39 protein-coding genes and 1 pseudogene are annotated in these 22246 nt (G+C 64.1%); all 40 read left to right on the top strand.

The features are described 5' to 3' along the window. The first annotated feature begins 10 nt into the window (after positions 1-10). The 40 genes and pseudogenes from ACNQS7_RS11490 to ACNQS7_RS11295 all read left to right on the top strand — a co-directional run bounded on the left by ACNQS7_RS11490 (position 11) and on the right by ACNQS7_RS11295 (position 22246). A complete protein-coding gene (locus ACNQS7_RS11490; RefSeq protein WP_418012615.1) occupies positions 11-367 on the top strand; it encodes a hypothetical protein in 357 nt (118 codons plus the stop codon). Positions 368-432: 65 nt separating this feature from the next. Then, positions 433-1308, top strand: a complete 876-nt coding sequence (locus ACNQS7_RS11485; protein ID WP_418012614.1) for a DUF2303 family protein — start codon at positions 433-435, stop codon at positions 1306-1308. 262 nt (positions 1309-1570) lie between these two features. Beyond that, on the top strand, positions 1571-2155 hold the full coding sequence (locus tag ACNQS7_RS11480; RefSeq protein ID WP_418012613.1) for a hypothetical protein: 585 nt from the start codon (positions 1571-1573) through the stop codon (positions 2153-2155). Then, a complete protein-coding gene (locus ACNQS7_RS11475) occupies positions 2152-2352 on the top strand; it encodes a hypothetical protein (protein WP_418012612.1) in 201 nt (66 codons plus the stop codon). Before ACNQS7_RS11480 ends, ACNQS7_RS11475 begins: the two co-directional genes overlap by 4 nt. Further along, on the top strand, positions 2349-2693 hold the full coding sequence (locus tag ACNQS7_RS11470) for a hypothetical protein (protein ID WP_418012611.1): 345 nt from the start codon (positions 2349-2351) through the stop codon (positions 2691-2693). Before ACNQS7_RS11475 ends, ACNQS7_RS11470 begins: the two co-directional genes overlap by 4 nt. Continuing rightward, complete coding sequence (locus ACNQS7_RS11465; protein WP_418012610.1) at positions 2690-2938, top strand: hypothetical protein; 249 nt, start codon at positions 2690-2692, stop codon at positions 2936-2938. Before ACNQS7_RS11470 ends, ACNQS7_RS11465 begins: the two co-directional genes overlap by 4 nt. Then, complete coding sequence (locus tag ACNQS7_RS11460) at positions 2931-3950, top strand: DUF5131 family protein (protein WP_418012609.1); 1020 nt, start codon at positions 2931-2933, stop codon at positions 3948-3950. The genes ACNQS7_RS11465 and ACNQS7_RS11460 overlap by 8 nt, the downstream gene beginning before the upstream one ends. Further along, positions 3943-4236 carry a hypothetical protein gene (locus tag ACNQS7_RS11455; RefSeq protein ID WP_418012608.1) on the top strand — a complete coding sequence of 98 codons (294 nt, stop codon included), beginning with the start codon at positions 3943-3945 and terminating at the stop codon, positions 4234-4236. The genes ACNQS7_RS11460 and ACNQS7_RS11455 overlap by 8 nt, the downstream gene beginning before the upstream one ends. Positions 4237-4526: 290 nt before the next feature. Continuing rightward, on the top strand, positions 4527-4880 hold the full coding sequence (locus tag ACNQS7_RS11450; protein WP_418012607.1) for a hypothetical protein: 354 nt from the start codon (positions 4527-4529) through the stop codon (positions 4878-4880). A gap of 106 nt (positions 4881-4986) precedes the next feature. Then, positions 4987-5172 carry a hypothetical protein gene (locus tag ACNQS7_RS11445; protein ID WP_418012606.1) on the top strand — a complete coding sequence of 62 codons (186 nt, stop codon included), beginning with the start codon at positions 4987-4989 and terminating at the stop codon, positions 5170-5172. Beyond that, positions 5172-5426, top strand: a complete 255-nt coding sequence (locus ACNQS7_RS11440) for a hypothetical protein (protein ID WP_418012605.1) — start codon at positions 5172-5174, stop codon at positions 5424-5426. The genes ACNQS7_RS11445 and ACNQS7_RS11440 overlap by 1 nt, the downstream gene beginning before the upstream one ends. Beyond that, entirely contained in the window at positions 5419-6048 is a 630-nt protein-coding gene (locus tag ACNQS7_RS11435) for a hypothetical protein (RefSeq protein WP_418012604.1), read from the top strand. Before ACNQS7_RS11440 ends, ACNQS7_RS11435 begins: the two co-directional genes overlap by 8 nt. Beyond that, positions 6045-6248 (top strand): hypothetical protein, encoded by a 204-nt coding sequence (locus ACNQS7_RS11430; RefSeq protein ID WP_418012603.1) that lies wholly within the window; start codon positions 6045-6047, stop codon positions 6246-6248. The genes ACNQS7_RS11435 and ACNQS7_RS11430 overlap by 4 nt, the downstream gene beginning before the upstream one ends. A 263-nt stretch (positions 6249-6511) precedes the next feature. Beyond that, the gene (locus ACNQS7_RS11425) at positions 6512-6826 is read left to right on the top strand and encodes a hypothetical protein (protein ID WP_418012602.1); all 315 of its coding nucleotides are present in this window, start codon (positions 6512-6514) and stop codon (positions 6824-6826) included. Beyond that, positions 6826-7185 (top strand): hypothetical protein, encoded by a 360-nt coding sequence (locus tag ACNQS7_RS11420; RefSeq protein ID WP_418012601.1) that lies wholly within the window; start codon positions 6826-6828, stop codon positions 7183-7185. Before ACNQS7_RS11425 ends, ACNQS7_RS11420 begins: the two co-directional genes overlap by 1 nt. Further along, positions 7182-8297, top strand: a complete 1116-nt coding sequence (locus ACNQS7_RS11415) for a hypothetical protein (protein WP_418012600.1) — start codon at positions 7182-7184, stop codon at positions 8295-8297. The genes ACNQS7_RS11420 and ACNQS7_RS11415 overlap by 4 nt, the downstream gene beginning before the upstream one ends. Continuing rightward, entirely contained in the window at positions 8290-8544 is a 255-nt protein-coding gene (locus ACNQS7_RS11410) for a hypothetical protein (RefSeq protein ID WP_418012599.1), read from the top strand. The genes ACNQS7_RS11415 and ACNQS7_RS11410 overlap by 8 nt, the downstream gene beginning before the upstream one ends. Then, the gene (locus tag ACNQS7_RS11405; RefSeq protein ID WP_156781236.1) at positions 8541-8711 is read left to right on the top strand and encodes a hypothetical protein; all 171 of its coding nucleotides are present in this window, start codon (positions 8541-8543) and stop codon (positions 8709-8711) included. Before ACNQS7_RS11410 ends, ACNQS7_RS11405 begins: the two co-directional genes overlap by 4 nt. Next, positions 8708-9217: a hypothetical protein gene (locus tag ACNQS7_RS11400; RefSeq protein WP_418012598.1), complete on the top strand. Its 510-nt coding sequence runs from the start codon at positions 8708-8710 to the stop codon at positions 9215-9217. The genes ACNQS7_RS11405 and ACNQS7_RS11400 overlap by 4 nt, the downstream gene beginning before the upstream one ends. Next, positions 9214-9489, top strand: coding sequence for a hypothetical protein (locus ACNQS7_RS11395; protein WP_418012597.1), 276 nt, complete (start codon positions 9214-9216; stop codon positions 9487-9489). The genes ACNQS7_RS11400 and ACNQS7_RS11395 overlap by 4 nt, the downstream gene beginning before the upstream one ends. After that, a complete protein-coding gene (locus tag ACNQS7_RS11390; RefSeq protein ID WP_418012596.1) occupies positions 9486-9737 on the top strand; it encodes a hypothetical protein in 252 nt (83 codons plus the stop codon). The genes ACNQS7_RS11395 and ACNQS7_RS11390 overlap by 4 nt, the downstream gene beginning before the upstream one ends. After that, entirely contained in the window at positions 9734-9931 is a 198-nt protein-coding gene (locus ACNQS7_RS11385) for a hypothetical protein (RefSeq protein ID WP_418012595.1), read from the top strand. The genes ACNQS7_RS11390 and ACNQS7_RS11385 overlap by 4 nt, the downstream gene beginning before the upstream one ends. 35 nt (positions 9932-9966) lie before the next feature. Then, positions 9967-10236, top strand: a pseudogene (locus tag ACNQS7_RS11380) (WhiB family transcriptional regulator); the annotation flags it as partial. 155 nt (positions 10237-10391) lie between these two features. Beyond that, positions 10392-11822, top strand: a complete 1431-nt coding sequence (locus ACNQS7_RS11375; protein WP_418012594.1) for a hypothetical protein — start codon at positions 10392-10394, stop codon at positions 11820-11822. Next, complete coding sequence (locus ACNQS7_RS11370; RefSeq protein ID WP_418012593.1) at positions 11819-12070, top strand: hypothetical protein; 252 nt, start codon at positions 11819-11821, stop codon at positions 12068-12070. The genes ACNQS7_RS11375 and ACNQS7_RS11370 overlap by 4 nt, the downstream gene beginning before the upstream one ends. Positions 12071-12286: 216 nt before the next feature. Further along, complete coding sequence (locus ACNQS7_RS11365; protein ID WP_418012592.1) at positions 12287-12646, top strand: hypothetical protein; 360 nt, start codon at positions 12287-12289, stop codon at positions 12644-12646. Beyond that, complete coding sequence (locus tag ACNQS7_RS11360) at positions 12643-12894, top strand: hypothetical protein (RefSeq protein WP_418012591.1); 252 nt, start codon at positions 12643-12645, stop codon at positions 12892-12894. Before ACNQS7_RS11365 ends, ACNQS7_RS11360 begins: the two co-directional genes overlap by 4 nt. 39 nt (positions 12895-12933) lie before the next feature. Continuing rightward, the gene (locus tag ACNQS7_RS11355; RefSeq protein WP_418016260.1) at positions 12934-13188 is read left to right on the top strand and encodes a hypothetical protein; all 255 of its coding nucleotides are present in this window, start codon (positions 12934-12936) and stop codon (positions 13186-13188) included. Next, positions 13115-13966 carry a GIY-YIG nuclease family protein gene (locus ACNQS7_RS11350; RefSeq protein WP_418012590.1) on the top strand — a complete coding sequence of 284 codons (852 nt, stop codon included), beginning with the start codon at positions 13115-13117 and terminating at the stop codon, positions 13964-13966. Before ACNQS7_RS11355 ends, ACNQS7_RS11350 begins: the two co-directional genes overlap by 74 nt. Continuing rightward, the gene (locus tag ACNQS7_RS11345) at positions 13959-14411 is read left to right on the top strand and encodes a hypothetical protein (RefSeq protein ID WP_418012589.1); all 453 of its coding nucleotides are present in this window, start codon (positions 13959-13961) and stop codon (positions 14409-14411) included. The genes ACNQS7_RS11350 and ACNQS7_RS11345 overlap by 8 nt, the downstream gene beginning before the upstream one ends. Positions 14412-14503: 92 nt before the next feature. Beyond that, on the top strand, positions 14504-14632 hold the full coding sequence (locus tag ACNQS7_RS11340; RefSeq protein ID WP_418012588.1) for a hypothetical protein: 129 nt from the start codon (positions 14504-14506) through the stop codon (positions 14630-14632). A gap of 55 nt (positions 14633-14687) precedes the next feature. Next, positions 14688-14843, top strand: a complete 156-nt coding sequence (locus tag ACNQS7_RS11335) for a hypothetical protein (protein WP_418012587.1) — start codon at positions 14688-14690, stop codon at positions 14841-14843. Between the two features lie 5 nt (positions 14844-14848). Then, a complete protein-coding gene (locus ACNQS7_RS11330; RefSeq protein WP_418012586.1) occupies positions 14849-15223 on the top strand; it encodes an HNH endonuclease in 375 nt (124 codons plus the stop codon). A gap of 343 nt (positions 15224-15566) precedes the next feature. Then, the gene (locus tag ACNQS7_RS11325) at positions 15567-16031 is read left to right on the top strand and encodes an HNH endonuclease (RefSeq protein ID WP_418012585.1); all 465 of its coding nucleotides are present in this window, start codon (positions 15567-15569) and stop codon (positions 16029-16031) included. Between the two features lie 229 nt (positions 16032-16260). Next, complete coding sequence (locus tag ACNQS7_RS11320; protein WP_418012584.1) at positions 16261-16767, top strand: hypothetical protein; 507 nt, start codon at positions 16261-16263, stop codon at positions 16765-16767. 6 nt (positions 16768-16773) lie between these two features. Next, positions 16774-18447, top strand: coding sequence for a terminase (locus tag ACNQS7_RS11315; RefSeq protein ID WP_418012583.1), 1674 nt, complete (start codon positions 16774-16776; stop codon positions 18445-18447). Between the two features lie 9 nt (positions 18448-18456). Further along, on the top strand, positions 18457-19947 hold the full coding sequence (locus tag ACNQS7_RS11310; RefSeq protein ID WP_418012582.1) for a phage portal protein: 1491 nt from the start codon (positions 18457-18459) through the stop codon (positions 19945-19947). A gap of 40 nt (positions 19948-19987) precedes the next feature. Beyond that, positions 19988-21145 (top strand): hypothetical protein, encoded by a 1158-nt coding sequence (locus ACNQS7_RS11305; RefSeq protein WP_418012581.1) that lies wholly within the window; start codon positions 19988-19990, stop codon positions 21143-21145. 69 nt (positions 21146-21214) lie between these two features. Beyond that, complete coding sequence (locus ACNQS7_RS11300) at positions 21215-21829, top strand: hypothetical protein (RefSeq protein ID WP_418012580.1); 615 nt, start codon at positions 21215-21217, stop codon at positions 21827-21829. 9 nt (positions 21830-21838) lie between these two features. Beyond that, positions 21839-22246 (top strand): head decoration protein, encoded by a 408-nt coding sequence (locus tag ACNQS7_RS11295; protein WP_418012579.1) that lies wholly within the window; start codon positions 21839-21841, stop codon positions 22244-22246.

The raw sequence follows: 22246 nt of genomic DNA, 5'->3' as shown, positions 1-22246 counted from the left end.
AGGAACCATCATGGCCGAAAACAACGATCAAGCAACCGAATTCGCCACCCTGCTGCTCACACACGCCAAGGGCCGCGCCCACGACGAAGCCACGAAGAAACTCCGCGAAGCTGTCGAAGCCGTACAGCAGACCGGCAAAGCCGCCTCGGTAACCGTGAAGCTCGACATCAAGCCAGTCGACAAGATCCCCAACGCATTCCGTATCCAAGACTCGATCACCGCCAAGATCCCCGAAGACACCCGCACATCCATGTGGTTCGGCGACGACCAGGGCGGCCTGCACCGCAACGACCCGAACCAGCGATCCCTTTACGACGACGACGAACCCGCCGACAAGAAATCCGCCGCCGCCGGCCGCGACAACTAACCCCTCACCCAACCCCCTCTGGAAAGACCCCTCACCCAACCCCCTCTGGAAAGGCAACTCTGAACATGGCAAGCATCAGCGACGACACCGCAACCGAACTCGGCGTTATCAGCTACGACGGTCCAGCCGGGGCGATCGTCCGGACACCGCATGAGGCGCAGATCATCAACGGCCTGCTACCGCACCAGAAGCACGCGGTCGCCGTCACCGAAGAACACGGACTGCAGGTCACCGACATCGCAGTCGACCCCACCGAATTCCCGTTCCCCCTGCGGGTAAAAGGGGAGCGCACCGTCGCCGAACTCGAATCGTTCCTCGCGGAACTCGCCCGCCGACCCCTCGACCAGATCGGCGACACCGGAACCCTGTGGGGAAGCGCCAAGCGCGGCGTCCTCACCGCCATCTACAACGACCACAACACCAACGGCACCGACGCAGGCTGGCGCGACGACAAACTCACCATGAAACTCACCGCCGACGACGACTGGGCCGCATGGCACGCCATGTCCGGACGCCTCTACCCGCAAAACGAATTCGGCGACAAGATCGAAGAACTGCTCCACACCATCACCAGCCCCGACCAAGCCGAACTTCTCGAAGTCATCGACAGCATCCGCTCATCCACCAGCGGCGAATTCGAATCGAAAGTCGAACGCGCACACGGCGGCCTGAAACTCACCTACCGCGAAGACCACACCGTCACCGCCGGCAAAGGCCGCGAACTCGAAGTACCGCAGGTCATCATCCTCAACCTGCGCCCATGGGAAGGACACCCCGAGACCTACCCCGTCGAGGCCAAGTTCCGCACCCGCGTCACCAACGGCTCCCTCGGACTCGCGATCAAGCTGCAACCGACCGCCCAGATCCTCCGCGAAGCCTGGCACACCATCACCCAAGCCGTGACCGGGCAAACCGGCAAGCCCGTTCTCGCGGTCGCATGAGGTTCCGCGACATCCGCGCCGGTGTGACGGGCGGCAACCCCGTCCCGTCACACCTAGCCGCGGCCACCACACCCGCCCGCCCCAAATCCACCGCACTCAAACACCCACCCGCCTGGTACGGCGCCCGCATCCAAATGGCCCGCGACACAGCCAACCAACAACCCAAACGCTCACGCCGCCAACGACAAACCCGCAAACCCCGCGTCGGACGGTGGAAATGACCGACCAACTCGCACGTCATTCGGATGAAGGCAGGTGACTGATGCCGACGGGATACTGCCGCCAATGCTCCCGGCCGTTCGTTGATCTGCGTCACCGCCTGTGCGGCCGCTGCTATCAGCGGGCACGGAAGCGCGGGGAGATCCAGGGTTGGGTGGACGCCGCCCCGGTGCGGGCACACATCGAGGCGCTACATGCGGCGGGGTTAGGGCAGAGGCGCATCGCCGAGCTGGCCGGCCTCGATCGCTCCCAGGTGCGCAACATCTCCGTAGGCCGGCGCGCCCAAGACAAGACCTATGACGGGCCGGCCAAGTTCTGCCACCCTCGCACCGCCGCGGCCATCCTGTCCGTGCCTGTCCCTGAGCTGGACCCGAAGGCTGTTGAGTGGCGGGAGCTGCGGGCCGCGCTGAACCCCCGCCGGAAGCCGCGTCGGAAACCGAAGCAGCCCACCTGGGGTGAGCGGTACGCCGAGCTGAACCAGTTGGGTTACAGCGACATCGAGATCATGCGCAAGTTCGGTGTCAGCGCGCCGTCGATGCTGCGGCAGATGGACCGGTATGGACTCACCCCGCAACCTGCGCTAGTGGCCGAGGCTGTCATTCAGCGCAGTAAGCAGAGGGCATCGTGACCCTGTTCCCAGACTACGTTATCCCCGGCTGTGTGAACCCTGTCGCCGCGCAGGGGGAGCCGTGCGGGGACTGCAGGACCGCGTTCGGACCGATACTGCGCGAAACCGACGGCCCATCGCTGACCGCCCAGGACATCGCTGAGCGTGACCGGTACGTCCGCACCGCCTACGCCCTGCAATGCGAGGTGGCGTGGTGACCGCCACCGACTGCCGCGCCGGCCGCTGCTCCTGCGCCGCCATCGAAGACCGCCGCGTCGGCGGCACCACCGTCCGGCAACGCGCCCAGACCGGATACCGCGCACCGGACGGCCAAATCGTGTGGATGCTGCAGCCATCCAACGCCTGGGTATCGCCCGGCTGGGCGAAACACATCGAAGCCCTGCGCACCGCACCGAAAGTAACCCTCGGCTGGATCGACGGCTGGCTCGTCTACCGCACCCACCCCCACGAAGACGAACTACGCGACTACGCGTTCGGCCGGATCCGGTGGGAGCACAACGCTGAAACCACACCACCACTCTTCGAGGTGCCAGCATGACCAACATCCACTTCGCTGCCGCACTGTTCCCCCAGCACGCGAAGTCCGGCGCTGACGCGCTACTCACCGCGGCCGACAACGCCGCCGCGCAAACCCAACGCCTGCAACGCTTCCGCACCCAGGTCGCGGACCTGCTCGGCATCCCGGCCAACGCGGAGGATGCGTTCGTGCTCAACGAGATTGAGCACATGTGCCGGCGGGCAGAGGAATGCGAACACGACCATCGGGGGGTGCCGCGTGGGTGACAAGACCAGCATCGAATGGAGTGATGCGACGCTAAATCCGGTCACCGGATGCACGAAAGTCTCTGCGGGGTGCGATAACTGCTACGCCGAGACGTTCGCCGAACGGTGGCGCGGCACACCCGGCCACTACTATGAGAACGGCTTCGACGTCCAGCTCCGGCCGGACAAGCTCGAGCTGCCGTTGCGTTGGAAGCGTCCCCGCCGGATCTTCGTCAACAGCATGAGCGACCTGTTTCACGACCAGGTGCCGGACGACTACATCGCCCGCGTCTGGGGAGTGATGGCGTGGTCCCCGCACCACACCTATCAGATCCTGACCAAGCGCCACGCTCGGATGCGGTCACTGCTGAACAGCCGCGCGTTCAAGTCTGCCGTTGACGATGCCTGGTACGACCTCGGCAGGCGACTCAAGCTCAGCCGACCGGACGGCCCGGCGCACCCCTACGACCGCTGGCCGCTTCCGAATTGCTGGCTTGGTGTGAGCGCCGAGAATCAGCAGTGGGCTGACATTCGCATCCCCGCGCTGCTCGACACCCCTGCCGCGGTCCGGTTCGTCAGCGCCGAACCGCTGCTGGGGCCGATCGAACTTGAACAATGGCTTCACGATTCGAACTGCCTAGCCCCACAGCTCGGGGATATCGAGGACCACTGCATCTGCTCAGAGCCGCGTGAGGCGCACATCAACTGGGTCATCACCGGCGGCGAGTCCGGCCCCGGCGCCCGCCCCGCACACCCCGACTGGTTCCGGTCCATCCGCGACCAATGCCAAGCGGCCGGTGTGGCGTATTTGCACAAGCAGAACGGCGAGTTTCGGCGTTGGCGGCCAACCGATCCGCCTGGTCGGCTCCTATATGTGCACCGTGAGACTGGTGCCACCACCAGAGATCCATACGACAGCGACCAGCTTTCGGGGCTCTGGACTGCCATGTTCCGCGTCGGCAAGCACCGCGCCGGCCGCGAGCTGGACGGGCGGACCTGGGACCAATACCCACAGGCGGTGACGCATGGGTGAGAAGGAGAACCGTCGCCGAAATCAGCGGCGCCGCATCTTCTACCGCGACGGTTGGCAGGACGACCACGGCGACTGGTTTGCCATGTGCGCCGTGGGTTGCGGTGCGGTGCTGTCATTCCACAGCGCCGGCACCCGTCTCCGCGACAAGACCATCCCCGGCCGCCCGGACGGCAACATTGAGCTGGTTTGCAAGGCAGGGTGCAACCCGCAAGGGGCCTTGAAGATTCAGGTCCGCTGGCGTCGTCAGGCAGCCGCCAACGCCGCGAAGGCTGTGACGCATGGCTGACACCGTAGACGCAGTAGCGGCGCACCGCCCGTACGGCCTGGATTGCAAGTGCGGCAGGCCGATTAATTCCGACGCTGATTGGGCGCGGCACCTCATCGACGCACTCGGACTCACCGAGGAAACCAAGGGGATGGTCGCTTGCGAATGTGGCCACCCCCGAATCGACCACCGCCCAGCCGATCCGGGGCCGTTCCGGTGCTACGGGCGGCAAGGAAAGTGCGCCCGTAAGACGTGGAATCGGCGCCTGCAATTCCGGCTGGTGTCTGGGTGGGTGCGGAAGGGCAACACCAATGAGTGACGACATCATCGCCCGCGCCGAAGCCGCGCTGGAAGGCGTCACAGACGGGCCGTGGGTTGCCGAGTACTCGGGCGAGCAAGGCAACTGCGTTATTCCGCATGACGCCCAGTCCACGCGGGAAGCCGTCTGCACCACCCATCTGTACTACCAGGTGGCCGACGCCGAGTTCATCGCTGCTGCCCGCCAGCTCGTCCCTGAGTTGGTTGCCGAGCTGAAAACCACACGGGCGCAACTACGTCAGGTTGCGCGCCAACTCGGACTGTTCCTTGAAGACGGTGAGCGGAACCGCGTCATCGTCGCGCTCGCAATCACCGACGGCAAACCGGAAGGGAACGAAAATGTCTGAAGAGCCTAGCGACTTTCTTATTGACCCTTCTATGTGCCCCTGTGACGAGTGCTTAACAGGGCCAGAGAAACCGCCTGGACCTTCCGAAAGAGAGTGGACCGTCCACGTGCTCGGCCCTGACGACATCATGCCCGCCACCGACTACGCCGCCGCGGTGCGCCAGGCCAACGAGATCAACAAGACCGTCGAGGATGGCTTGCCGACTCGCACCGAATACCACCCGTTCGTGTGGGCCATCCCAGTTCGCCAGGGCTACTACGCCTATCCGCTGAAGCCCGGGGAGACATGCTGATGGGCTGCTCACATTTCAGTTGCACCTGCCAGATCCAGGGCTGCGGCCTGACCCACCCTGCGGACTGGACACCCGTCATGAAGGCCTCGATCAACGGTGTCGTTGTCGCCGGTGACGACCCCGCCGACTGCATCGCGCACTACCTGCTCCGCCTTGGCTACCCAACCGACCGTCCGGAACACCTGCGCAAAGTTGCCGAGTCCATGGCGGCCAGGCGGCCGATCAACGCTGCAGAGGCGGCCACCGATGCCTGAGCAGAGCACGGACCTCAAGTCGATCATGCGATCGCACCAACTCACTGTGGACATCTGCAACGACCCTGACCTTGATGGCGACGCGAAGCTGTTCGCGCTTCTAGTTGTGACGCTGCTCTACCAGCGCCGCGCGGCCGGCCGTAAAGACCTCAAGAGCCGCAGCATGTTTCAGCAGATCGCGAAAATGTGCAACAAGCGCGATCCAAACTTCTGGATCCGCCGCGTCATCCAAAAAGACATCCCCAGCTACGAACCGCCGCACCGATCGGAGCAAGGGTGCCTCGCTCCGATGATTCAACGAGAAGGCCCCTGCGGTAAACCGGCCATCGCTCACGGCTGGGATCGCGACCCTCTCACAGGGGCAGCCACCCCCTACGCGTTCTGCTCACGCCACCGCAACCACGCCGACGACTGGCGCATCAAACAGAACATCAAGCAGTGGATCGACAACGGCCGACCCTCACCGCCACCCAACTCGGGTGGTGTCCTGCGTCGCTACTTCGCCGCCGACTGGGACGCGCTCTATAAGTGGGCCGCACCGTATCTGACGCCGCTTGATGGCGAGAAGCCACCGACCTTGCCGAAGCCGAACCTGTCGCTAATCCGGGGCGGCAGCGCATGAGCACCAGCCTGTTTGACGCCCGTTATCCCGGACGCTGTGACGCGAACGGCTGCCGCATCGAAGAGGGCGACCGCATCGGATACGCCGACGGCTACGACAAGCCGTTGTGCGAATCCTGCTGGTGCGCCGACAAGGAAGAGACCGCGCCGCCCCAGGTGTGCGCTAGCTGCTTCACCGTCCACGCCGGGGAGTGCTGGTGAGCACCCGCGACGAGCAGAACGCGCGGTACCGGGCCGGGTTGTGCGTCGACTGCGGCGAGGTGGAGCACAGCGCAGGACGGCGGTGCGACAACTGCCATGACAAGTACCTCCGAAACCCGTTAGGAGACAACCAGAATGCATGACAACGACCCATTCGCACGCACACCATCAAAGCAGCAGCCGGACCACCCGTTCCTCACCCTCGCAGCGGCATGGCTCGTCGTGTTCAGCGCCGTCCTTGTCGCACTCTGGATCTGGTTCTGATGCAAGACGACATCATCGCTGCTGTCGCACAAGCCATCTGGCAGGCGGACCCGTTCAAGATGGGCGACCCCGACACTTGGACCGGCAGCGGGGAACAAGCCGACTACCTGGGCATGGCCCGGGCCGCCATCGCCGCGCTCGGATTGCAAGTGCAGTGGGGCTGGCAGCTCGGCGACAACACACCATCCGTCTACCCCAGCGAACAGCAAGCCCGCGACCGCGTCACCTACCTCGACACCGCGTTCCAGATCGGCACGGAACGCCACATCGTGCACCGCTACACCACCCCCTGGACCCGAGAGGACACCGGATAGTGGTCGACATCCCGAACACCCCTCTCACACAACGTATGCGGGCGCTGTGGCTGTACACCGAAGGTGATGAGACATGGGAGCAGTGGTATGCCCGTCACTGCATCGGCGGCACCAACGGGCGCGCGATCGCCGCCGTGCTGTTCGGCCGAGCGTTGCGGTACTGGCCCGATTTCTTCACCCCAGAAGACCAGCCGGCTCTGGCGGCATGGTCGGAAATCATCGACAAATGGCATCCGTTCATCACACCGGACGTAATCAAGCGCGCCGTCGACCAAGTACACGCGGACGGTGTCCAGCACCCATGCCCAGGGCACTTCACCCAAGCCGCCGAACGAATCATGGAGGCAGACGCTTCGTGACTACCCGCGAGTACGCCAAGAACCTGTTCTCCAAATGGATCGATGACGACTGGCTCGACCAGCCGCGCTTCGACAAGCTGTTCTGGGAAGCCCTCAACGGAACCCGATCCGTCAACCTGATCGGCGTCGCACCGATCAACTTCACCCGCTGGCGGCGCATGATGCGCGACGGCCCGCAGCTCGCCACCGACCTGGAACTGAAAGCGGCACTGATCCGCCTCGGCCGGCGCCGATACGTCTACGTCGACGAGAACACGGGGGAGTACCTGATCCGGTCGCGGATGCGCCGAGACGACCTCGACAAGCAGCCCACAAGCTTCCTGTCCGCGTTACGGATGATCGCCGTGTTGGACAGCCGCCGATTCGCTGTACCGCTGCGATCCGAACTTCAACGGCTGAGCCTGCCGGTCATTTCGACGGCCAAAAACGAGGCCGCAGCAAACAGGTTGCAGGACGCTTTGAAGCGGGCATGGGACGCCGCCCGTAGTCATCTCGACACCCTCGCGGAAGGGATGCCGGATCCCTTCCCGGATCCCTTCCTAGAAGACTTCCCTGAAGGGATACCTGTTCCCACCCCGAGTGGGATGCAGCGACCTGCGGAAACGCAAACCGCTCAGATCCCACCCGGGATGGGATCCCACATCCCACCAATTTCAGGTTCAGGTTCAGGTTCAGGTTCTTCCACCCTCGTAGGTGGTTACGTGGGGGAGGGCGCAAGCGAAACCCGGACCGGACACTCGGCAGCCGCGCCGGACTCAAACGAGCCCCCCTCGAATTGCCCCAAGCATCGAGACGACCCCGCCCCACCCGCGTGCGGGGCGTGCGGCCGACACAACGAGCGCCGCAAACGGTGGCTAGAGCAACGCGCCGACGAACTCGAAGCAGCGAAGCGCGCCGCAGCCGAAGCCGAAGCCGCCCGCCGCCGCGAAGCCGCCGAAGCAGCCGTCCAAGCCATCGCCGCCTGCGAGCTCTGCGGCCCTGACGGCTACCGCAGCGGCGTCGTCTGCGACCACGTCGACCGCACCGAAACCGCCCGCGCCGGCGCCGCCCTCGTTCGCGCGGCACTCGCCAAACCCAACCGCAACGACGACCAGGAGCACAGCGATGCCTGACGAAACCAGCGGCCCGGGCTATCCGACACCCGAACTCGAGCCACAGCCCGACCCGGAACGCGAAGCCAAGATCAACTCCGCCGTCGAACACCTACGCGCACTCAACGCGAAGCTCGAGGTTTTCCACGCTGCACGCCGCATCGCCGACAACCGCGCGCTGCTGTCCTCACGGGCGGTCGAGCAGATCCGCGCCCTGTACGCCGACTACGACACCAAACACCCCACGCAGGAAGGGCAACAGCAGTGAGCAAGAACTCCGGAGTCCCAGGCAAGACCGTCCCACAGCTCGCCAGGTCCATCGCCGCGGACAAACGCGGCGAACTGCGCGAGCTGCGCACCGACGCGGACCAACTCGGGCTGCTTGACGAGCGGCCGGGGAAGTCGGCGCGCGAGCGGAAGCGGCTCACGCGATGACCGCGCCGAATCCGGGCCCGTGCGTCTGCGACGACCTGCTGATCGCCGACGGCCAAGTCATCGGCACGTACCAGCATGAGCATGCTGAGTTTGAGCCGTACGCGTGCGCGGACTGCGACTGCGAAGGTTTCCGGCCACCCGGAAGTCACACAGAACCCGCCCAGAATCGAGCCCAGATCAACGGAGACGGCCAAACGCCCCCTCCCGCGGGTGATCGGCCACACCTGACCATCCCCGCCGTCCTCGACTTCAGCGCCGAACGCGTCCACGACACCGCCCAACACCTAGACCAAACCATCACCCAAATCCGCGGAACCTTCACCGACCCAGACGACCCCCTCGCCGTCTGCGCACTCGCCGACATGCTCGAAGCAACCTGGCCCGACCACGCCGACAACTGGGTCGCACTCGCCCTCGCCACACGCCGACTCATCGACGCCACAAACCACGCACGCCCCCGCCGGGCGGCAGCACTCGACGCCATCCGCCGAAAGGTCGAACGATGAGCACCGACAACGATCGCCCGCGAGGACTGATCGTCCTCCGCGACGACAACGGCGAAATAGCGGATTCGTACATGGCGGACTGCGCCTGCAACCACGCCTGGGAAACCCACCCAGACACGGGCTGCTCTGGCCTCGACAGCTACGGCTGCGAATGCGAATGCCCCGGCTACGAACCCAGCACAGCGCCGGAACTCGTGTGCGACGACTGCGGAACCTGGACCGGCGGCGGCGACTGCCACTGCCTAATGCCACGACAGGAAAGCAAAACATGAGCGCAGAAACACTCCAAGCCATCGAAACAGCGATCCGCGCACACATCGCCGACGCCAACGGCGACCTCGCCGCACTCACCGACTGGTTCATCTCCTACGGCGTCATGACCCAATCCGACGACTCACCAAACGGCATCTCCTACGTCACCGGATACGCAACCTCCGACGCATCACCCCAAGGCGCACTCGGCGTCGCAGCACTCGGAATCCGCTACCTCACCGACGACTTGGCAGGCCGCGCCGAATGACCACGCAGCTTCCCTACACCATCCGCTGCGACGACCGCCGCTACTGCGCCAACGGATCCATCACACTCCCCGCCGACACCCCACACGACGCACACCAGCAAGCCCGCCAACTCGGCTGGGAAATCACCGCGCTCGCCGACATCGCCATCTGCCCCGCCTGCACGAATCAGCAACACCCACGGAGAAACGCATGACCGCCATCAGACACCAATTACAATCACACTTCCCGATGATGCGGCAACGCCGGGTAAGCGGCTTCGACGACATCCTCGGACTCGTCACCGACCCCGACCGCGACTGGCAAGACCAAGCCGTCTGCGCCGAAACCGACCCAGACGCGTTCTTTCCCGAAAAAGGCGGCAGCACAAAAGAAGCCAAGAAAATCTGCCTCGGCTGCGACGTCAAAGACGAATGCCTGAAATACGCGCTCGACCACGACGAACGATTCGGCATCTGGGGCGGTTACAGCGAACGCGAGCGCCGCCGACTGCAACGCGGCGAAACCATCACCCCCACAACACGACACGGCGGCCACCAACCCAGCTACGCCTGCTACCAACGCGGCTGCAAAACCCCCGAATGCCACCAAGCGCGCCTCGCCTACGAACGCGACCTACGCGCCCGCAAGAAACAACAACTCACCGGCGGCGCCGCATGACCGAACCCTCAACACTGCGCTGCCTCGCAAGCCCCAACTGCCGGAACGCCGTCACCATCGACGGCCAGCGCCTCGGCGCCATGAACGAACAACCCCACACCCTCTGCCCGGCGTGCGACAAAGCCATCCACTCAGCAATCCGACAGCTACCCCGCGACTGGGCCGAACTCCGAGCCGCGCTCGGCGAACGCTCCACCACCACCGGCGCGAAAGTCAACTCCACACCAACCCCCGCCATGCCCATCAGCGCCCGCAAAGAAGCACTCATGGCCGCGATCGTCGACCTCACCGACCACGCCGCCGACATCGTCTCCGAACAACTCGACATCCAACGCGCCAGCGCACTACGCAAACCACCCGCCGACGCCGAAGAAGGATCAATCGCCTGGAACGCCGCCGAACACACCCAGGCTGAACCACAGAAAACCCTTGCCGCCGCGATCGCACTCATCGAACCCCACATCGAACTACTCGCCGCCGCACCTGAACAACCCACACTCGCCTGGCAATCGCCGAGCCGCTGCGCATTCCACGCCGCATGGATCGAATCAGCCGAACGCCAACTCGCACAATCGATGAAGATGCCCGGACTAGCCGACGCAGAACCCAAGACCATCCGGAAATTCCTGCGAACCAAATTCCGGCTCAAAGCGAAACACCCCGCCAAAGTGCGCGGCTACCTCGACGCGCTCAACGACGCCTACCGCAGCGCCGGCGGCTGCGAACACTGCGGCGGCTGGTGCAACGACGGCCAAGCCCGCGAAGTCATCGAACACACCGGCGCCGAAATCCTGCAGCAGCTCATCAACCTCCACCACCAGGCCCGCGCCGAACTCGGCCACACCCGCCTACGCCACCGCTACCCCATGCCCTGCCCTCGCTGCGGCGGCCGCGTCGGACGCGACGACGGCCAAACCATCGTCACCTGCGACGACCGCGACCAGTGCAAATCCTCATGGACAGAACGCGAATACCAATTCCTCGCCGGACTCATCACACGCGAAAGGTACGACATGGAAATCACCAAATACCTACTCGCCGAAGCATATGCACGCCTCGACGACATCCAACGCCGCCTAGGCAAACTCACACCAGCAGACCTCGCCCTACCCGGCGCCGGCGTGATCATCGCGGAAGCGATCCGCCAAGCCATCGACGGCCACAAAACACCCGAACAACGCGCCATCACCACCAACCGCAAAGCCACCGAACAACGCCAAGACGCCGAAGACACCTGGGCATGGGGCGGTAACGAAACCCGCTACCAACGCCCCAAACCACGCCCGAAGAAAGCCCGCCGCCCCGCCGGCCCCCCAATCCACCCCAGCTCGCTACTCACCGTCATCGACACCGACGAGACCGCCGCACTCAACGGCCGCCTGAAATGCCCCGACTGCAACCTGATCCACCCGGGCGACTGCGCATGACCACCCGCGCAGAAGCATGCCAAGCACTCGAGAACGCCATACGCGCCCTCGCGCAACACGCCCTCGACGCCGACGACATCGTCACCGACGCCGTCATCATCCTCGGAGCCCAATACATCGACGACGACGGCGACCGCATCGGACGCGTCGTCACCTTCCCCCGCCACGGATCACAACCCACCTACATCACCCTCGGACTCATCGACTCCGCACAAAACCTCATCCACAACGCAGAACGCGAAGCATGACTGACTTAACCGTCCGCCTGCATATCGGTAGCCAGCAAAAGGAGTTGAGATGGATCAATGCGGTTGGTGGGTTGGTCCCAACTGGAAGTGCGATGGAGAAACCGATGTGTGCGTGCTGCCCAGAGGGCACGAGCTTCCGCATAGGTGCTCATGTGGGGCAACCTTCGAGGGTTGCGGGTACCCGCCTGAGTATCGGAAATCGGAGGATATGACGCCATGACTAACGCAACTGACCTGGCCCTTCACGAACTCGACACGTTCATCGGCGCGTGGATCGGGCCAGCCGCGCAACGCTACCTGTTCGACCCCCGCGAACGGGCTGTCGGCCGAGTGCAGGACGCGATACGGGCGATCGCGGCCGGGGAGAACCGGCCACCACCGGCCGGGTATCTCGTCTGCCGCCGCGACCATGTGACCCGCGAGCACCCGAACTACCGCGACCACAAATCCGGCTTCGTGTACGTGCCGATCAGCGCCGTATTCGAGAACCCCGTCCGCGCCGACTGCACGCTCGAATCATGCGCGGAACGTCAAGGGCACCACGTCATCTGCGAGATACAGGAGTGGCAACGATGAGCTGGCGCAAGATCACTTGCCAGGAGCGCGACACCATTTTCCACGCCGAGCGGCCAGAGGAACTGCGCCCGCTGTCATCGTGCACCGACATGTCCGGTGAATTTCACAGTGAGCCACAAATGGACATCACCTGGGGCATTTACTCAACCGACACTCCGGTACTGCGCGAGACCCGGTATCCATCCCGCAATGGCGGTCCAGACCGGAAACCATGCGAGCACTGGCAGTTTCAGGACGACGGCTGGTGACGAGAAAACCACTACCTGACGCAAGAACGGAGGATTGGCATGAGCGACAAGAACCGGTGTCGTCCCGTTGAGGTTGACGGCGAAATGATCCGGGTGCGCGGTGATCGGGAGATGGACGACGCCGACCGGGCCGCACTAGCGGAGGTCGTCCGTGCGGCCAAACGACACCTCGAAGGTTGCACGGCGGTCAACGCAGACGGCCACCGCTGTGAACGCCGCGATGACCACGACACGCACACCCACCGGTTGCCGTGTGGCTGCACCGTCACATGGGCCGAGCAAACCACTACCTGACGTAAGAACTGATTATCGGGAGACACCTATGAATATTCCTGCAGCGGAACCGATTTCAGTGGTCACGAGGTACGGGGTATCGGCCGTAAGCGTGCGCTGCCCCTATTGCCGATCCACACACGCGCACAACGTACGAACAGCCAGCGACGCCACCAGATGCGCAGCGCCCTGCGGGAAAGGCGCGTACTACATCTACAAATCCCCACCACCGCACGAATATGACGACCACGTCCTATACCGGTTCTTCAGCGAAGATGGCGCACTGCTGTACGTCGGGATCACCAACAGCCCCCGCGACAGATTCAGCCAACACCGATCCACCGCGCCCTGGTGGAAAGAAGCCACCAACATCACACTCACCAGATACACCAACCGCAACGAACTGGCCGCCGCCGAAATCCAAGCCATCAAGACCGAAAACCCTAAATACAACCGCACACACACTCAACCCCCACCAGCACAGGCCAACAGGCCAATCCGGAAACTCAGAAGCAGCAACGCAAGACGCGGTGAACCGATATCCAATCAGGCCAACGCATTCCAAGCCCCGGATGCAATAGCATGCGACGGCTACCAGCCCCCGCAAGACAAACTCCCGCTAGCAGCAGCCAGGAAGACATGGGCGCTGCCATGCCCGGATTGCAACAGCTCGCCGGTCTATCAAGAACCTGACGGCCTGATCAAGTGCACCCACTGCGGCAACATGTGGCTCTACGACGAGTGGGCAGTCCTAGTCGGCATCAGACTCCCCCCGCTTCCGGAGTCGGCCGATGAATGACGACACCGAATTGAAGAAGAAACGTGGAATCACGAAGCGCCCTCGGCGGGCTATCAAACCGTGGCCATCCCCCGGCGAAAGCCGGGAAGAACGCGCATGGCACGTAGCACGCTCCTACCGCAACCTCGTCTTCCAAATCAGCCAAGGCCGCAGCGACGACCCAGCCGGCGACCTCCACCGACTCGACCGACACTGGGCCGAATACGGCATCCACCAACTCAACACCACCAACGCCGACCTACTCACCGAACCAGACAAATGGATGAACGCCCCAGACCTCGCCCACGCCATCGGCCGAACCCGCCGCGACATCTACAACTGGGCACGCCTCGGGCATATCGAACAACGCTGCGGACCCGACGGCGCGCCCGAATACAAAGTGGGATCGGTTCTCGAATACCAGAAGAAACTGCGGCAACGACGCATCGGAAACCGAGATGCGTGACAACACAGGTGTTAATTAGTACGCTTGGCCCTGTCTACCGCTGTGCCCAGACCCGGGCATAGCGGTTTTTTGGTGCACCCGAGAGGCTCGACATGGCCGCACTCACACGCCTATTCGCCTACGCCCGCGAACACCAAGAACAAGCCCGCACCGCAGGCAACGAACTCCGCGCCGAACAGTGGAACTCGATCCTCGACAAACTGATCGACCGCTGGGACTAGCCACGGAGTACTACGTCAGGGTATTCGGGCACGGGCCCGGAAAGGGGAAACACTGATGGTCACGCTCGGCATCGTCCTGCTGCTACTCGGCTACGTCTTCGGCGTCGCACCGCTCGTCACCATCGGCTGGATCCTGCTACTCGCAGGAGCAATCGCATGGGCACTCGGCGCCGCAGGCCGGCCCGTCTTCGGCCGCCGCAACTGGTACTAACCCGCATGCCACGTGCACCACGCCGCTGCCCAGGCGGCGCAGGCACGTGCACAGAACTAATCATCAACCGCCCATACTGCCCCGAACACACCCAAGCATGGGCAGGGCCGCGCACAGCCTCAAGCCGCATCACATCAACGCGGCAATGGCGCGAACTCGAACCCGAAATCCTGCGGCGCGACGGCTACGCCTGCCAGATCCGATACGCCGGCATCTGCACCGGATACGCCACCGTCGTCGACAAGATCACCCCCGCAGCTCGCCGGCCCGACCTCGCGTTCGTCGCATCCAACCTGCGCGCCGCCTGCGCCGACTGCAACGACGAGAAGGCACGCACCGCCGACCGCGGACGCGCCGAGCCGCCACGCATCACCACATAGACAACCGCGACTGATCATCGCGGTTAGAGCAGCCCCGCAACCTCCCGGTGCGGGGCTGCTCGCATAACCGGGAGAACAAATGCACACCACACCGTGTGCAGTCTGCGGTGCGCTATTCCAGCACAAACGTCAAGGCACCCAGTACTGCAGCAACCGATGCGGAGCCAAAGCGTCATACGAGCGCCGCAGGGACGCAGGCACATTCGCCAAGCCAACACACCAACGCACCTGCGTGGTATGCGGCAAGCAATGGCAGACCACCGCTCCAAACGCGAAGTACTGCTCACAGACCTGCCATTACGCCGTGCTTTACCCGGCAGACCGCAGAGCCAAGCAACCGCGGATGAGCGAGCGCGTCAAGGCAGCACGACGCAAGCAACGACGCGCCGCACGTGGAACCACAGGCAAGGGCGTGCTGTGGACGCAGGGACCGTGCAACAGGTGCGGGCAACCGTTCACATCGCGATCGTCTTCACGATGGCCCGGCAAGTATTGCTCAACCGAATGCAAGCACGCTGATATCTGGGACCGGCGACGCGCCCGCCTTGCCGCAGCAACAGACGCCGAATCCGAACCAGTGCAGCGATGGCGGATCTTCGACCGCGACCGCTACCGATGCCACCTGTGCGGCAGGAAGACCGACAAGACGAAGACCGTCCCGCATCCACACGCGCCCACCATCGACCATCTCATCCCCATCGCGCTCGGCGGCCGACACGAGCCAGCCAACTGCGCCTGCGCCTGCTTCCTCTGCAACAGCAGGAAGGCGGCGACCGGCGCAGGTGACCAGCTCGCGCTCATCGGCTGACCCCCATACCCCCCAGGGGTGGGAGGGATCCCCCGGGGGGTAGGGCGGCAGCCGCGCAGTTCTGCAACTTTCGCTGGTTACGGGTTGGGGAAAAAATTCGAATGCTGGCGGGGACAGCGCGTGAAACCGGTTGCCCTGCAAGGCTTTTCGGTACTTGACTTTTGTTGTGTTGCAACGCTTTTCGACTCTCCCGACATGGGAACCGCTTTTCCTGACATAGGAGCCTGTCATGCCCGGACCGCCTGCGAAGCATTCATCTGTGCGTGCTCGCCAGAACAAGACGAGTACCCGCGCGACGTTGACGAAGCCTGCGCAGGCCGATGGCGACGTCGCGAATGACGTGGATGAAGTGCAGGCGCCGCAGCTTCCGGGGACGATCGAGTGGTACCCAGACGTGTTGTCCTGGTGGGATGACATGTGGGCGTCGGAAGCGCGATCTGAATGGCTCGACGCCGACAGGCACTTGCTGATCGTTGGTGCGCGGGTCTATCAGATGATGCTTGACCCGGCGACTAAGGTGACGGCGGCTAAGGCACTGGCCAGTGAGTTCCGACAGATTATGGTGCAGTTCGGCCACACCGCGATGGCGCGGCGCACGCTGCAGTGGGAAGTTGCGAAGCCCGACGGTGCGGGCGATGCCAAAAAGCCCGCGAAGAAGGTGCCGGCCAAGAAGGCTGCCGGCAAGTCGGGCTCGGATCCGCGGTCGCGGTTCAGGGTTGTCGCTGGCGGCGGCTAGCGCCGCATGGACCTCGCGGTCCCGCCGATCGAACCGGAGGGGCAAGAGTTTCCGACACTGGGCGACCAGGTGTGCGCATTTCTCGAGGAACGCGCTTGTTACGGCCCCGGTGACCTCAAGGGGCAGGAACTCAAGCTAGATCCTGACCGGGTAGCGATCATCTACCGCGCCTATGAGGTTTGGCCGCTGGGCCATAACCGCGCTGGGCGTCGCCGGTGGAAGCGGATCGCGGTGTCGGTGCGGAAGGGTTTCGCGAAGACGGAGCTGATGGCGCTGATCGCCTACGCCGAGTTGCATCCGGAGTCGCCGGTGCGGTTCGACGGGTTCAACCGTGATGGCAGCCTGAGGCAGGGCCGCCCGGTATTCGACCCGTACATTCCGATGCTGGCGAACGCGAAGCTGCAGGTGTCCGAGTTGGCGTTCGGTGCGCTGAAGTACATCTGCGAGGAAGGCCCGGACGCCGACTTATTTGATTCGTCGCTGGAGCGGATCATTCGGCTTGATGGCCGTGGCCGCTCCGACGGCAAAGCTGTTCCGCTGGCGAATGCGCCGGACTCTAACGACGGCGGCCGCACGACGTGGCAGGGCTTCGATGAGACGCACCGGCTGTATTTGCCGTCGGAGCGCAACGCGGTGACGACGATGGAAGCGAACCTGGGTAAGCGGGTGGCGCAGGATCCGTGGTCGATGTCGACGACGACGGCGGGTGAGCCGGGGCAGAACTCGGTCGCGGAAACGGATCATTTCGAGGCTGAGGCGATGGCGCGCGGCGATATCAAGCGGCCGCGGATGTTCTACTTCCACCGGCAGGCGTCCGACCGGTGGGACATGGACAAGTTCGAGGACCGCGTTGAAGCGATCCGCGAAGCGTCCGGCCCCGAACTGGCGGCGCGCACCGACCTAGAGGATTTGGCGTCGCAGTGGGACATCCCCGGCGCCGATAAGCCGTATCTCGAGCGGGTGTGGTGTAACCGGTGGACACAGCAAGGTTTGCAGGCATTCAACCTGGGGCTATGGAAGGATTTGGCCCGCCCTGGGCAGCGGATCCCCCGCGGCGCCTACGTCACGGTCGGATTCGATGGTGCCCGGTTTCGGGACGCGACGGCGTTGGTGGTCACCGACGTCAAGACAGGTCTGCAGGAACTGGTGTTCCTGGCTGAGCAGCCACTGAACGACGACGATTGGGAAGTTGACGAGGCGGCGCTGACGGCGAAGTGGAATGAGATCCGCCGCACTTACAAGGTGTTGCTGTGTTACGGCGACCCTGCCTACTACACAGCGACGCTAGGTAGTTGGGCTGCGAAAGCGGGTGTCAATCTGCTCACGAAACAGCCTGTAGTGCAGGAGTTTTGGACGAACAAGCAGGACCGTATGGTTAAGGCGTTGCTCGGGTATGAGTCGGCCATCAACTCAGGCATTGTCACCTACTCCGATGTTGACTACTCGACTGGTGAGCAGACGAAACACGGCGACTTGACCAGGCACGTCGGCAATGCCGGTAAGAAGCTGCTGAACATGGTGGATCTGCAGACCGGGAAGAGGAAGTGGATCCTCGGGAAGTTGCACCGCGACCGCAAGTTCGATGCTGCGATGGCGGCGGTGTTGTCGTGGGAAGCGCGGATGGATGTGTTGCCGAAGTTGCCGAAGCCGAAGAAGCGAGTGATCGCGCGAATCAGATAGGAGGGTGTCGTGGCTGATCTGTCACCCTCGGAGTGGTTCGACAAGCTGAATTCGCGTTTCACGAAGGCGACGCGGCCTGAGTGGCAGGACCGTTTGTGCCGGCCGGTGGCGATCCGGCCGCGGAATGAAGTGCTGGACACTTTGTGGTCGTACAACGTGGGGGATGCTCCGCTGCCGCAGGTCGCCGAGGGCTATGAGGACGTATTTCGGGACGTGATGCGTACGGCGCGGTGCAATTACGCGCCGATGTGTGTGTCGGCGATGCTGGATCGGATGGAGTTGCAGGCGGTGTCGACGCTGATCGACTCCGACACCAACGCTGATGACATCGCCGCGCAGATCATGGATGAGTCCGGGTTCGCGGCGATGACGAAAGACCTGTTCGGCTACATGTTTTCGATGGGTGAAGCGTTCGCGATGGCGGTCGACAACCCGGGCGGCCTGCCGACGGCGTATGCGATCGATCCGCGGCGCTGCGTCGGTATCCCTGACCGCACGAACCCGATCCGGTTGCAGGCGGCGCTGGTCAAGGACTGGGATCCGGTTGACGAAGTGCAGAAGGGGCACCTGTTCCTGCCGGGGAAGCGGTACGACGCCTTGTTCAAGGACGGGAAGTGGACCGTCGACGACTCGAAGTTCGAGGAAATCAAGGGCATCGACGCGGTCGGCGGGATCCCGATCGTGCGGTTTGAGAACGCGCACGGGCTCGGCGAGTATGAGCGGCATCTGGATCTGTTGGACCGCATCAACGACATGACGCTGAAGCGGCTGATCATCGTGGCGTATCAGGCGTTTCGGCAGCGGGCGATCATCGGCGATGAAAACGACGACGACGATGACGACGACACCGCTGAGGCGCCGAACTGGGGCGACGGCGTCGACGGCGGCAGCCTGGACGCCCAGAAGTGGGAAGACCTGGCCAGCACTATTTTCCGGGCGGATCCGGGCGCGTTGTGGAAGGTTCCGGACGGGTTCAAGTTCTGGGAGTCTCAGGCGCTGGATCTGGGTTCGATCCTGAACGCCAAGCGCGATGACGTGAAGGAATTCGCGGCGGTCACGTCGACGCCGTTGCACCTGATTACCCCGGACGCGGCGAACGGCTCCGCGGAGGGCGCCGGGCTGATGCGTGAGTCGTCGACGTCGAAGGTTCGAGACCGCCGTACTCGGGTGACGCCGCAGATGAAGCTGTTGTGGCGGATCCTGTTTGGGTTCGCCGGCCAGCCTGACCGGGGTAAGCAGATGAAGCTGCACTGGGGGCCGATTGAGTTCCGGACGTTGGCTGAGAAGGCGTCGGCGTCGTCGCAGGCTGCGGATACGTTGTCGTTGGAGCAGCGGTGTGAGCGGATTTGGGAGATGTCGCCTGCGGAGACGCAGGAAAACATCGATCAGCGCGCGGCCGAGGCGATTCTGATTCCTGCGCCGCCGGGCCCGGCCAGCACCGGCCAGCAGCAGCCGTCGGCGCCGCCGGATGCGGGCCCGACCGGTGTCAGCGCCGCTTAACGCGCCCGCCCGGCCCGTCTCGTATCGAGAGGCGGTCGCGATGGCCGTGGCCGCCCGCCAGGCACGTAAGCCGCGCGAGAACGTCGAGCAGGTGCGCTCGCTGACCGCGGCGGGAGCCGAAGCCGCCATCACGGCACGGGAGCGCGCCGCAGCGCATGCACAGCAGGCCATCGCGGGGCTTTGGGCATCGGTGAACCCCTACAACCGCGACGATGTCACGGCGTTCGCGGGTCAGGCGGCCCGCATCATGGGCACCGCGCAGTCAGCCGCCGCCAGGGCCGCTGCGGTCACGCAGGCCAGGCAGTTGACTGCGATGGGTGTGAAAGCGTCCTCAGCGCAGCAGGTTCCGTTGGATGTACGGGCGCAGGGCGCGAAACTGGTCCGCGGCAGGATGGTGTTGCAGCGCCCCGACACGAAGGTCGACTACGCAGGCGACCGGGTGACGGTTGATGCGGAGAGCATGACCACCAGCAGCGTGTTTGAGCGCCCGGCGGCGGTGTACCGGTGGCTGATATCGCAAGGTGAAGGCGACGCGGCGGAACAGTCAATGCTCCGGATCCGGACGCTGGTCGATGACAACTTGATGTTGGCGCAACGGCTTGCCCAGCAGGAAGTTCTGGCCCGGGCAGCAGTCGATTTGGACAACCAGGGCGGCCGGGGCCGTCGGCGCCCGCAGATTGTCGGATACCGGCGGGTGATCCACCCCGAACTGTCACGCGGCGGCACGTGCGGCATGTGCATCGCGGCCAGCGACCGGATCTACAAGATCGGGACGTTGATGCCGATCCACGCGCACTGCTGGTGCACGATCGCCGCGATTACGGAGGAACACGACCCGGCCGACGACCTGAACGCCGTCGACCTTCGGGCGCTGTACAAGGATGCTGGCGGGAACACCGTCGCGCACCTGAAGCGCACTCGGTATCAGGTCGATGAGCACGGCGAGCTGGGGCCGGTTTTGGTGCCGCAGAAGAAGTACAAGCCACGAACCGCCCAGTCTAAGAAGAGGGCCGGCAAAAACACCGGTTCGGAGCTGGCGGGGCCGGAGTCGAAGGCCGATGTCGCGGCGCGTCACCTGCCGCTGCTGGAAAAGAACCTGGCCGATCTACGAGCCCGCGGACTCGCGGAGGATTCACCGCAGGTCACCTACCACCTGCAGCAGATCGCGAAGTTCAAAAAGGAACTCGCGCAAAGGTAACTGACTTCCGCCATCTTTCGGCGGTTGACCCGTCATGGGTTCCTATTTGTCCCGACAGGGGAGTGAAAGTTGTCTCAGCCAATCGCAGACCCAGCAGCACCCGATGCGCCGCAGACCGATCCGCAGCCGAGTGTAGATCCGCAGCCCGACAGGGGTTTCCCGGACAGCACGCCGATCGCGGAGATGACGTCGGAGCAGCAGGCCGCTTACTGGAAGTTCCACGACCGCCGCAAAAGCGACACGCTCAAGTCGTATGGCGGTATCACCCCGGAGCAGGCGAGGCAGAACGCGGAACGGCTTCAGGAGTTGGAACGCGAGCAGATGAGCGCCAGCGAGCGCGCTGTTACTGAGGCGCGTGAGCAGGCCGCCCGCGAGGCGGCTAACACTGCGTTGCAGCAGTGGGTTCCGGAACTGGCCAGCGAGATCGTCGGCCAGTTCGTCACCGATGAAGACCAGCGCGCGAGCGTGTTGGCCGGCATCGATCCGATGAGGTTCGTCAAGGACGGCAAGTTCGACAAGACCGCACTCATCGGGCATCTGACCGGGTTGTCGGCCGCCTTCGGCGGCGGCGGTGCCGGTGATCAACCCAGACAGTGGGGCCAATCAGGATCGCAACCCCCGGCGTCGTCCGGACGCGATGAAGGACTGGCCGAGGCACGTCGCCGCGGCTACATCAAGGACTAGGAGTAATCGATGTCGACTGACATTTCTGTGCGCTCCAGCTCTTACCAGGTCGAGGACCGTTCGTGGCTCGTCGGAACTCACGGCGTGGACATCACCCCTGGTATCACGCTGGACATCTCGAAGTTCACCAAGGCAACGCACTACGCCAACGGGTACATCCCGTCGGGCACGTTGCTGGGCAAGGTGACCAGTGGCGGCCTGTACGGGCCCTACGACGACGCCGCGAGCGACGGCCGTCAGGTCGCGGCCGGCATCCTGTTCAGTTCGGTGCGCGCCATCGACAACAACGGGACCACGCTGACCAAGGTCGGCGGCGCCCGATTCATCCACGGTGCGGTCAACACCGCGAAGCTCCCCACGAACTCGGGGATCGACGCGAACGGTAAGGCCGACCTGCCACTCATCGTGTGGCTGTGA

The sequence above is a fragment of the Mycobacterium sp. 23 genome (genome assembly GCF_048287075.1).
In the GTDB taxonomy this organism is placed as follows: Bacteria; Actinomycetota; Actinomycetes; order Mycobacteriales; family Mycobacteriaceae; genus Mycobacterium; species Mycobacterium gordonae_B.
Note: the sequence above shows the minus strand (reverse complement) of the source record. Positions and strands in the feature narration are given on the sequence as shown.

Excerpts from the sequence above, each read along its gene's own strand:
- ACNQS7_RS11490 (WP_418012615.1), top strand. The coding sequence starts at position 11 with ATGGCCGAAAACAACGATCAAGCAACCGAATTCGCCACCCTGCTGCTC.
- ACNQS7_RS11485 (WP_418012614.1), top strand. The coding sequence starts at position 433 with ATGGCAAGCATCAGCGACGACACCGCAACCGAACTCGGCGTTATCAGC.
- ACNQS7_RS11480 (WP_418012613.1), top strand. The coding sequence starts at position 1,571 with ATGCCGACGGGATACTGCCGCCAATGCTCCCGGCCGTTCGTTGATCTG.
- ACNQS7_RS11465 (WP_418012610.1), top strand. The coding sequence starts at position 2,690 with ATGACCAACATCCACTTCGCTGCCGCACTGTTCCCCCAGCACGCGAAG.
- ACNQS7_RS11455 (WP_418012608.1), top strand. The coding sequence starts at position 3,943 with ATGGGTGAGAAGGAGAACCGTCGCCGAAATCAGCGGCGCCGCATCTTC.
- ACNQS7_RS11450 (WP_418012607.1), top strand. The coding sequence starts at position 4,527 with ATGAGTGACGACATCATCGCCCGCGCCGAAGCCGCGCTGGAAGGCGTC.
- ACNQS7_RS11440 (WP_418012605.1), top strand. The coding sequence starts at position 5,172 with ATGGGCTGCTCACATTTCAGTTGCACCTGCCAGATCCAGGGCTGCGGC.
- ACNQS7_RS11435 (WP_418012604.1), top strand. The coding sequence starts at position 5,419 with ATGCCTGAGCAGAGCACGGACCTCAAGTCGATCATGCGATCGCACCAA.
- ACNQS7_RS11430 (WP_418012603.1), top strand. The coding sequence starts at position 6,045 with ATGAGCACCAGCCTGTTTGACGCCCGTTATCCCGGACGCTGTGACGCG.
- ACNQS7_RS11425 (WP_418012602.1), top strand. The coding sequence starts at position 6,512 with ATGCAAGACGACATCATCGCTGCTGTCGCACAAGCCATCTGGCAGGCG.
- ACNQS7_RS11410 (WP_418012599.1), top strand. The coding sequence starts at position 8,290 with ATGCCTGACGAAACCAGCGGCCCGGGCTATCCGACACCCGAACTCGAG.
- ACNQS7_RS11400 (WP_418012598.1), top strand. The coding sequence starts at position 8,708 with ATGACCGCGCCGAATCCGGGCCCGTGCGTCTGCGACGACCTGCTGATC.
- ACNQS7_RS11395 (WP_418012597.1), top strand. The coding sequence starts at position 9,214 with ATGAGCACCGACAACGATCGCCCGCGAGGACTGATCGTCCTCCGCGAC.
- ACNQS7_RS11390 (WP_418012596.1), top strand. The coding sequence starts at position 9,486 with ATGAGCGCAGAAACACTCCAAGCCATCGAAACAGCGATCCGCGCACAC.
- ACNQS7_RS11385 (WP_418012595.1), top strand. The coding sequence starts at position 9,734 with ATGACCACGCAGCTTCCCTACACCATCCGCTGCGACGACCGCCGCTAC.
- ACNQS7_RS11375 (WP_418012594.1), top strand. The coding sequence starts at position 10,392 with ATGACCGAACCCTCAACACTGCGCTGCCTCGCAAGCCCCAACTGCCGG.
- ACNQS7_RS11370 (WP_418012593.1), top strand. The coding sequence starts at position 11,819 with ATGACCACCCGCGCAGAAGCATGCCAAGCACTCGAGAACGCCATACGC.
- ACNQS7_RS11365 (WP_418012592.1), top strand. The coding sequence starts at position 12,287 with ATGACTAACGCAACTGACCTGGCCCTTCACGAACTCGACACGTTCATC.
- ACNQS7_RS11360 (WP_418012591.1), top strand. The coding sequence starts at position 12,643 with ATGAGCTGGCGCAAGATCACTTGCCAGGAGCGCGACACCATTTTCCAC.
- ACNQS7_RS11355 (WP_418016260.1), top strand. The coding sequence starts at position 12,934 with ATGAGCGACAAGAACCGGTGTCGTCCCGTTGAGGTTGACGGCGAAATG.
- ACNQS7_RS11350 (WP_418012590.1), top strand. The coding sequence starts at position 13,115 with ATGACCACGACACGCACACCCACCGGTTGCCGTGTGGCTGCACCGTCA.
- ACNQS7_RS11345 (WP_418012589.1), top strand. The coding sequence starts at position 13,959 with ATGAATGACGACACCGAATTGAAGAAGAAACGTGGAATCACGAAGCGC.
- ACNQS7_RS11340 (WP_418012588.1), top strand. The coding sequence starts at position 14,504 with ATGGCCGCACTCACACGCCTATTCGCCTACGCCCGCGAACACCAAGAA.
- ACNQS7_RS11335 (WP_418012587.1), top strand. The coding sequence starts at position 14,688 with ATGGTCACGCTCGGCATCGTCCTGCTGCTACTCGGCTACGTCTTCGGC.
- ACNQS7_RS11330 (WP_418012586.1), top strand. The coding sequence starts at position 14,849 with ATGCCACGTGCACCACGCCGCTGCCCAGGCGGCGCAGGCACGTGCACA.
- ACNQS7_RS11325 (WP_418012585.1), top strand. The coding sequence starts at position 15,567 with ATGAGCGAGCGCGTCAAGGCAGCACGACGCAAGCAACGACGCGCCGCA.
- ACNQS7_RS11320 (WP_418012584.1), top strand. The coding sequence starts at position 16,261 with ATGCCCGGACCGCCTGCGAAGCATTCATCTGTGCGTGCTCGCCAGAAC.
- ACNQS7_RS11315 (WP_418012583.1), top strand. The coding sequence starts at position 16,774 with ATGGACCTCGCGGTCCCGCCGATCGAACCGGAGGGGCAAGAGTTTCCG.
- ACNQS7_RS11305 (WP_418012581.1), top strand. The coding sequence starts at position 19,988 with ATGGCCGTGGCCGCCCGCCAGGCACGTAAGCCGCGCGAGAACGTCGAG.
- ACNQS7_RS11295 (WP_418012579.1), top strand. The coding sequence starts at position 21,839 with ATGTCGACTGACATTTCTGTGCGCTCCAGCTCTTACCAGGTCGAGGAC.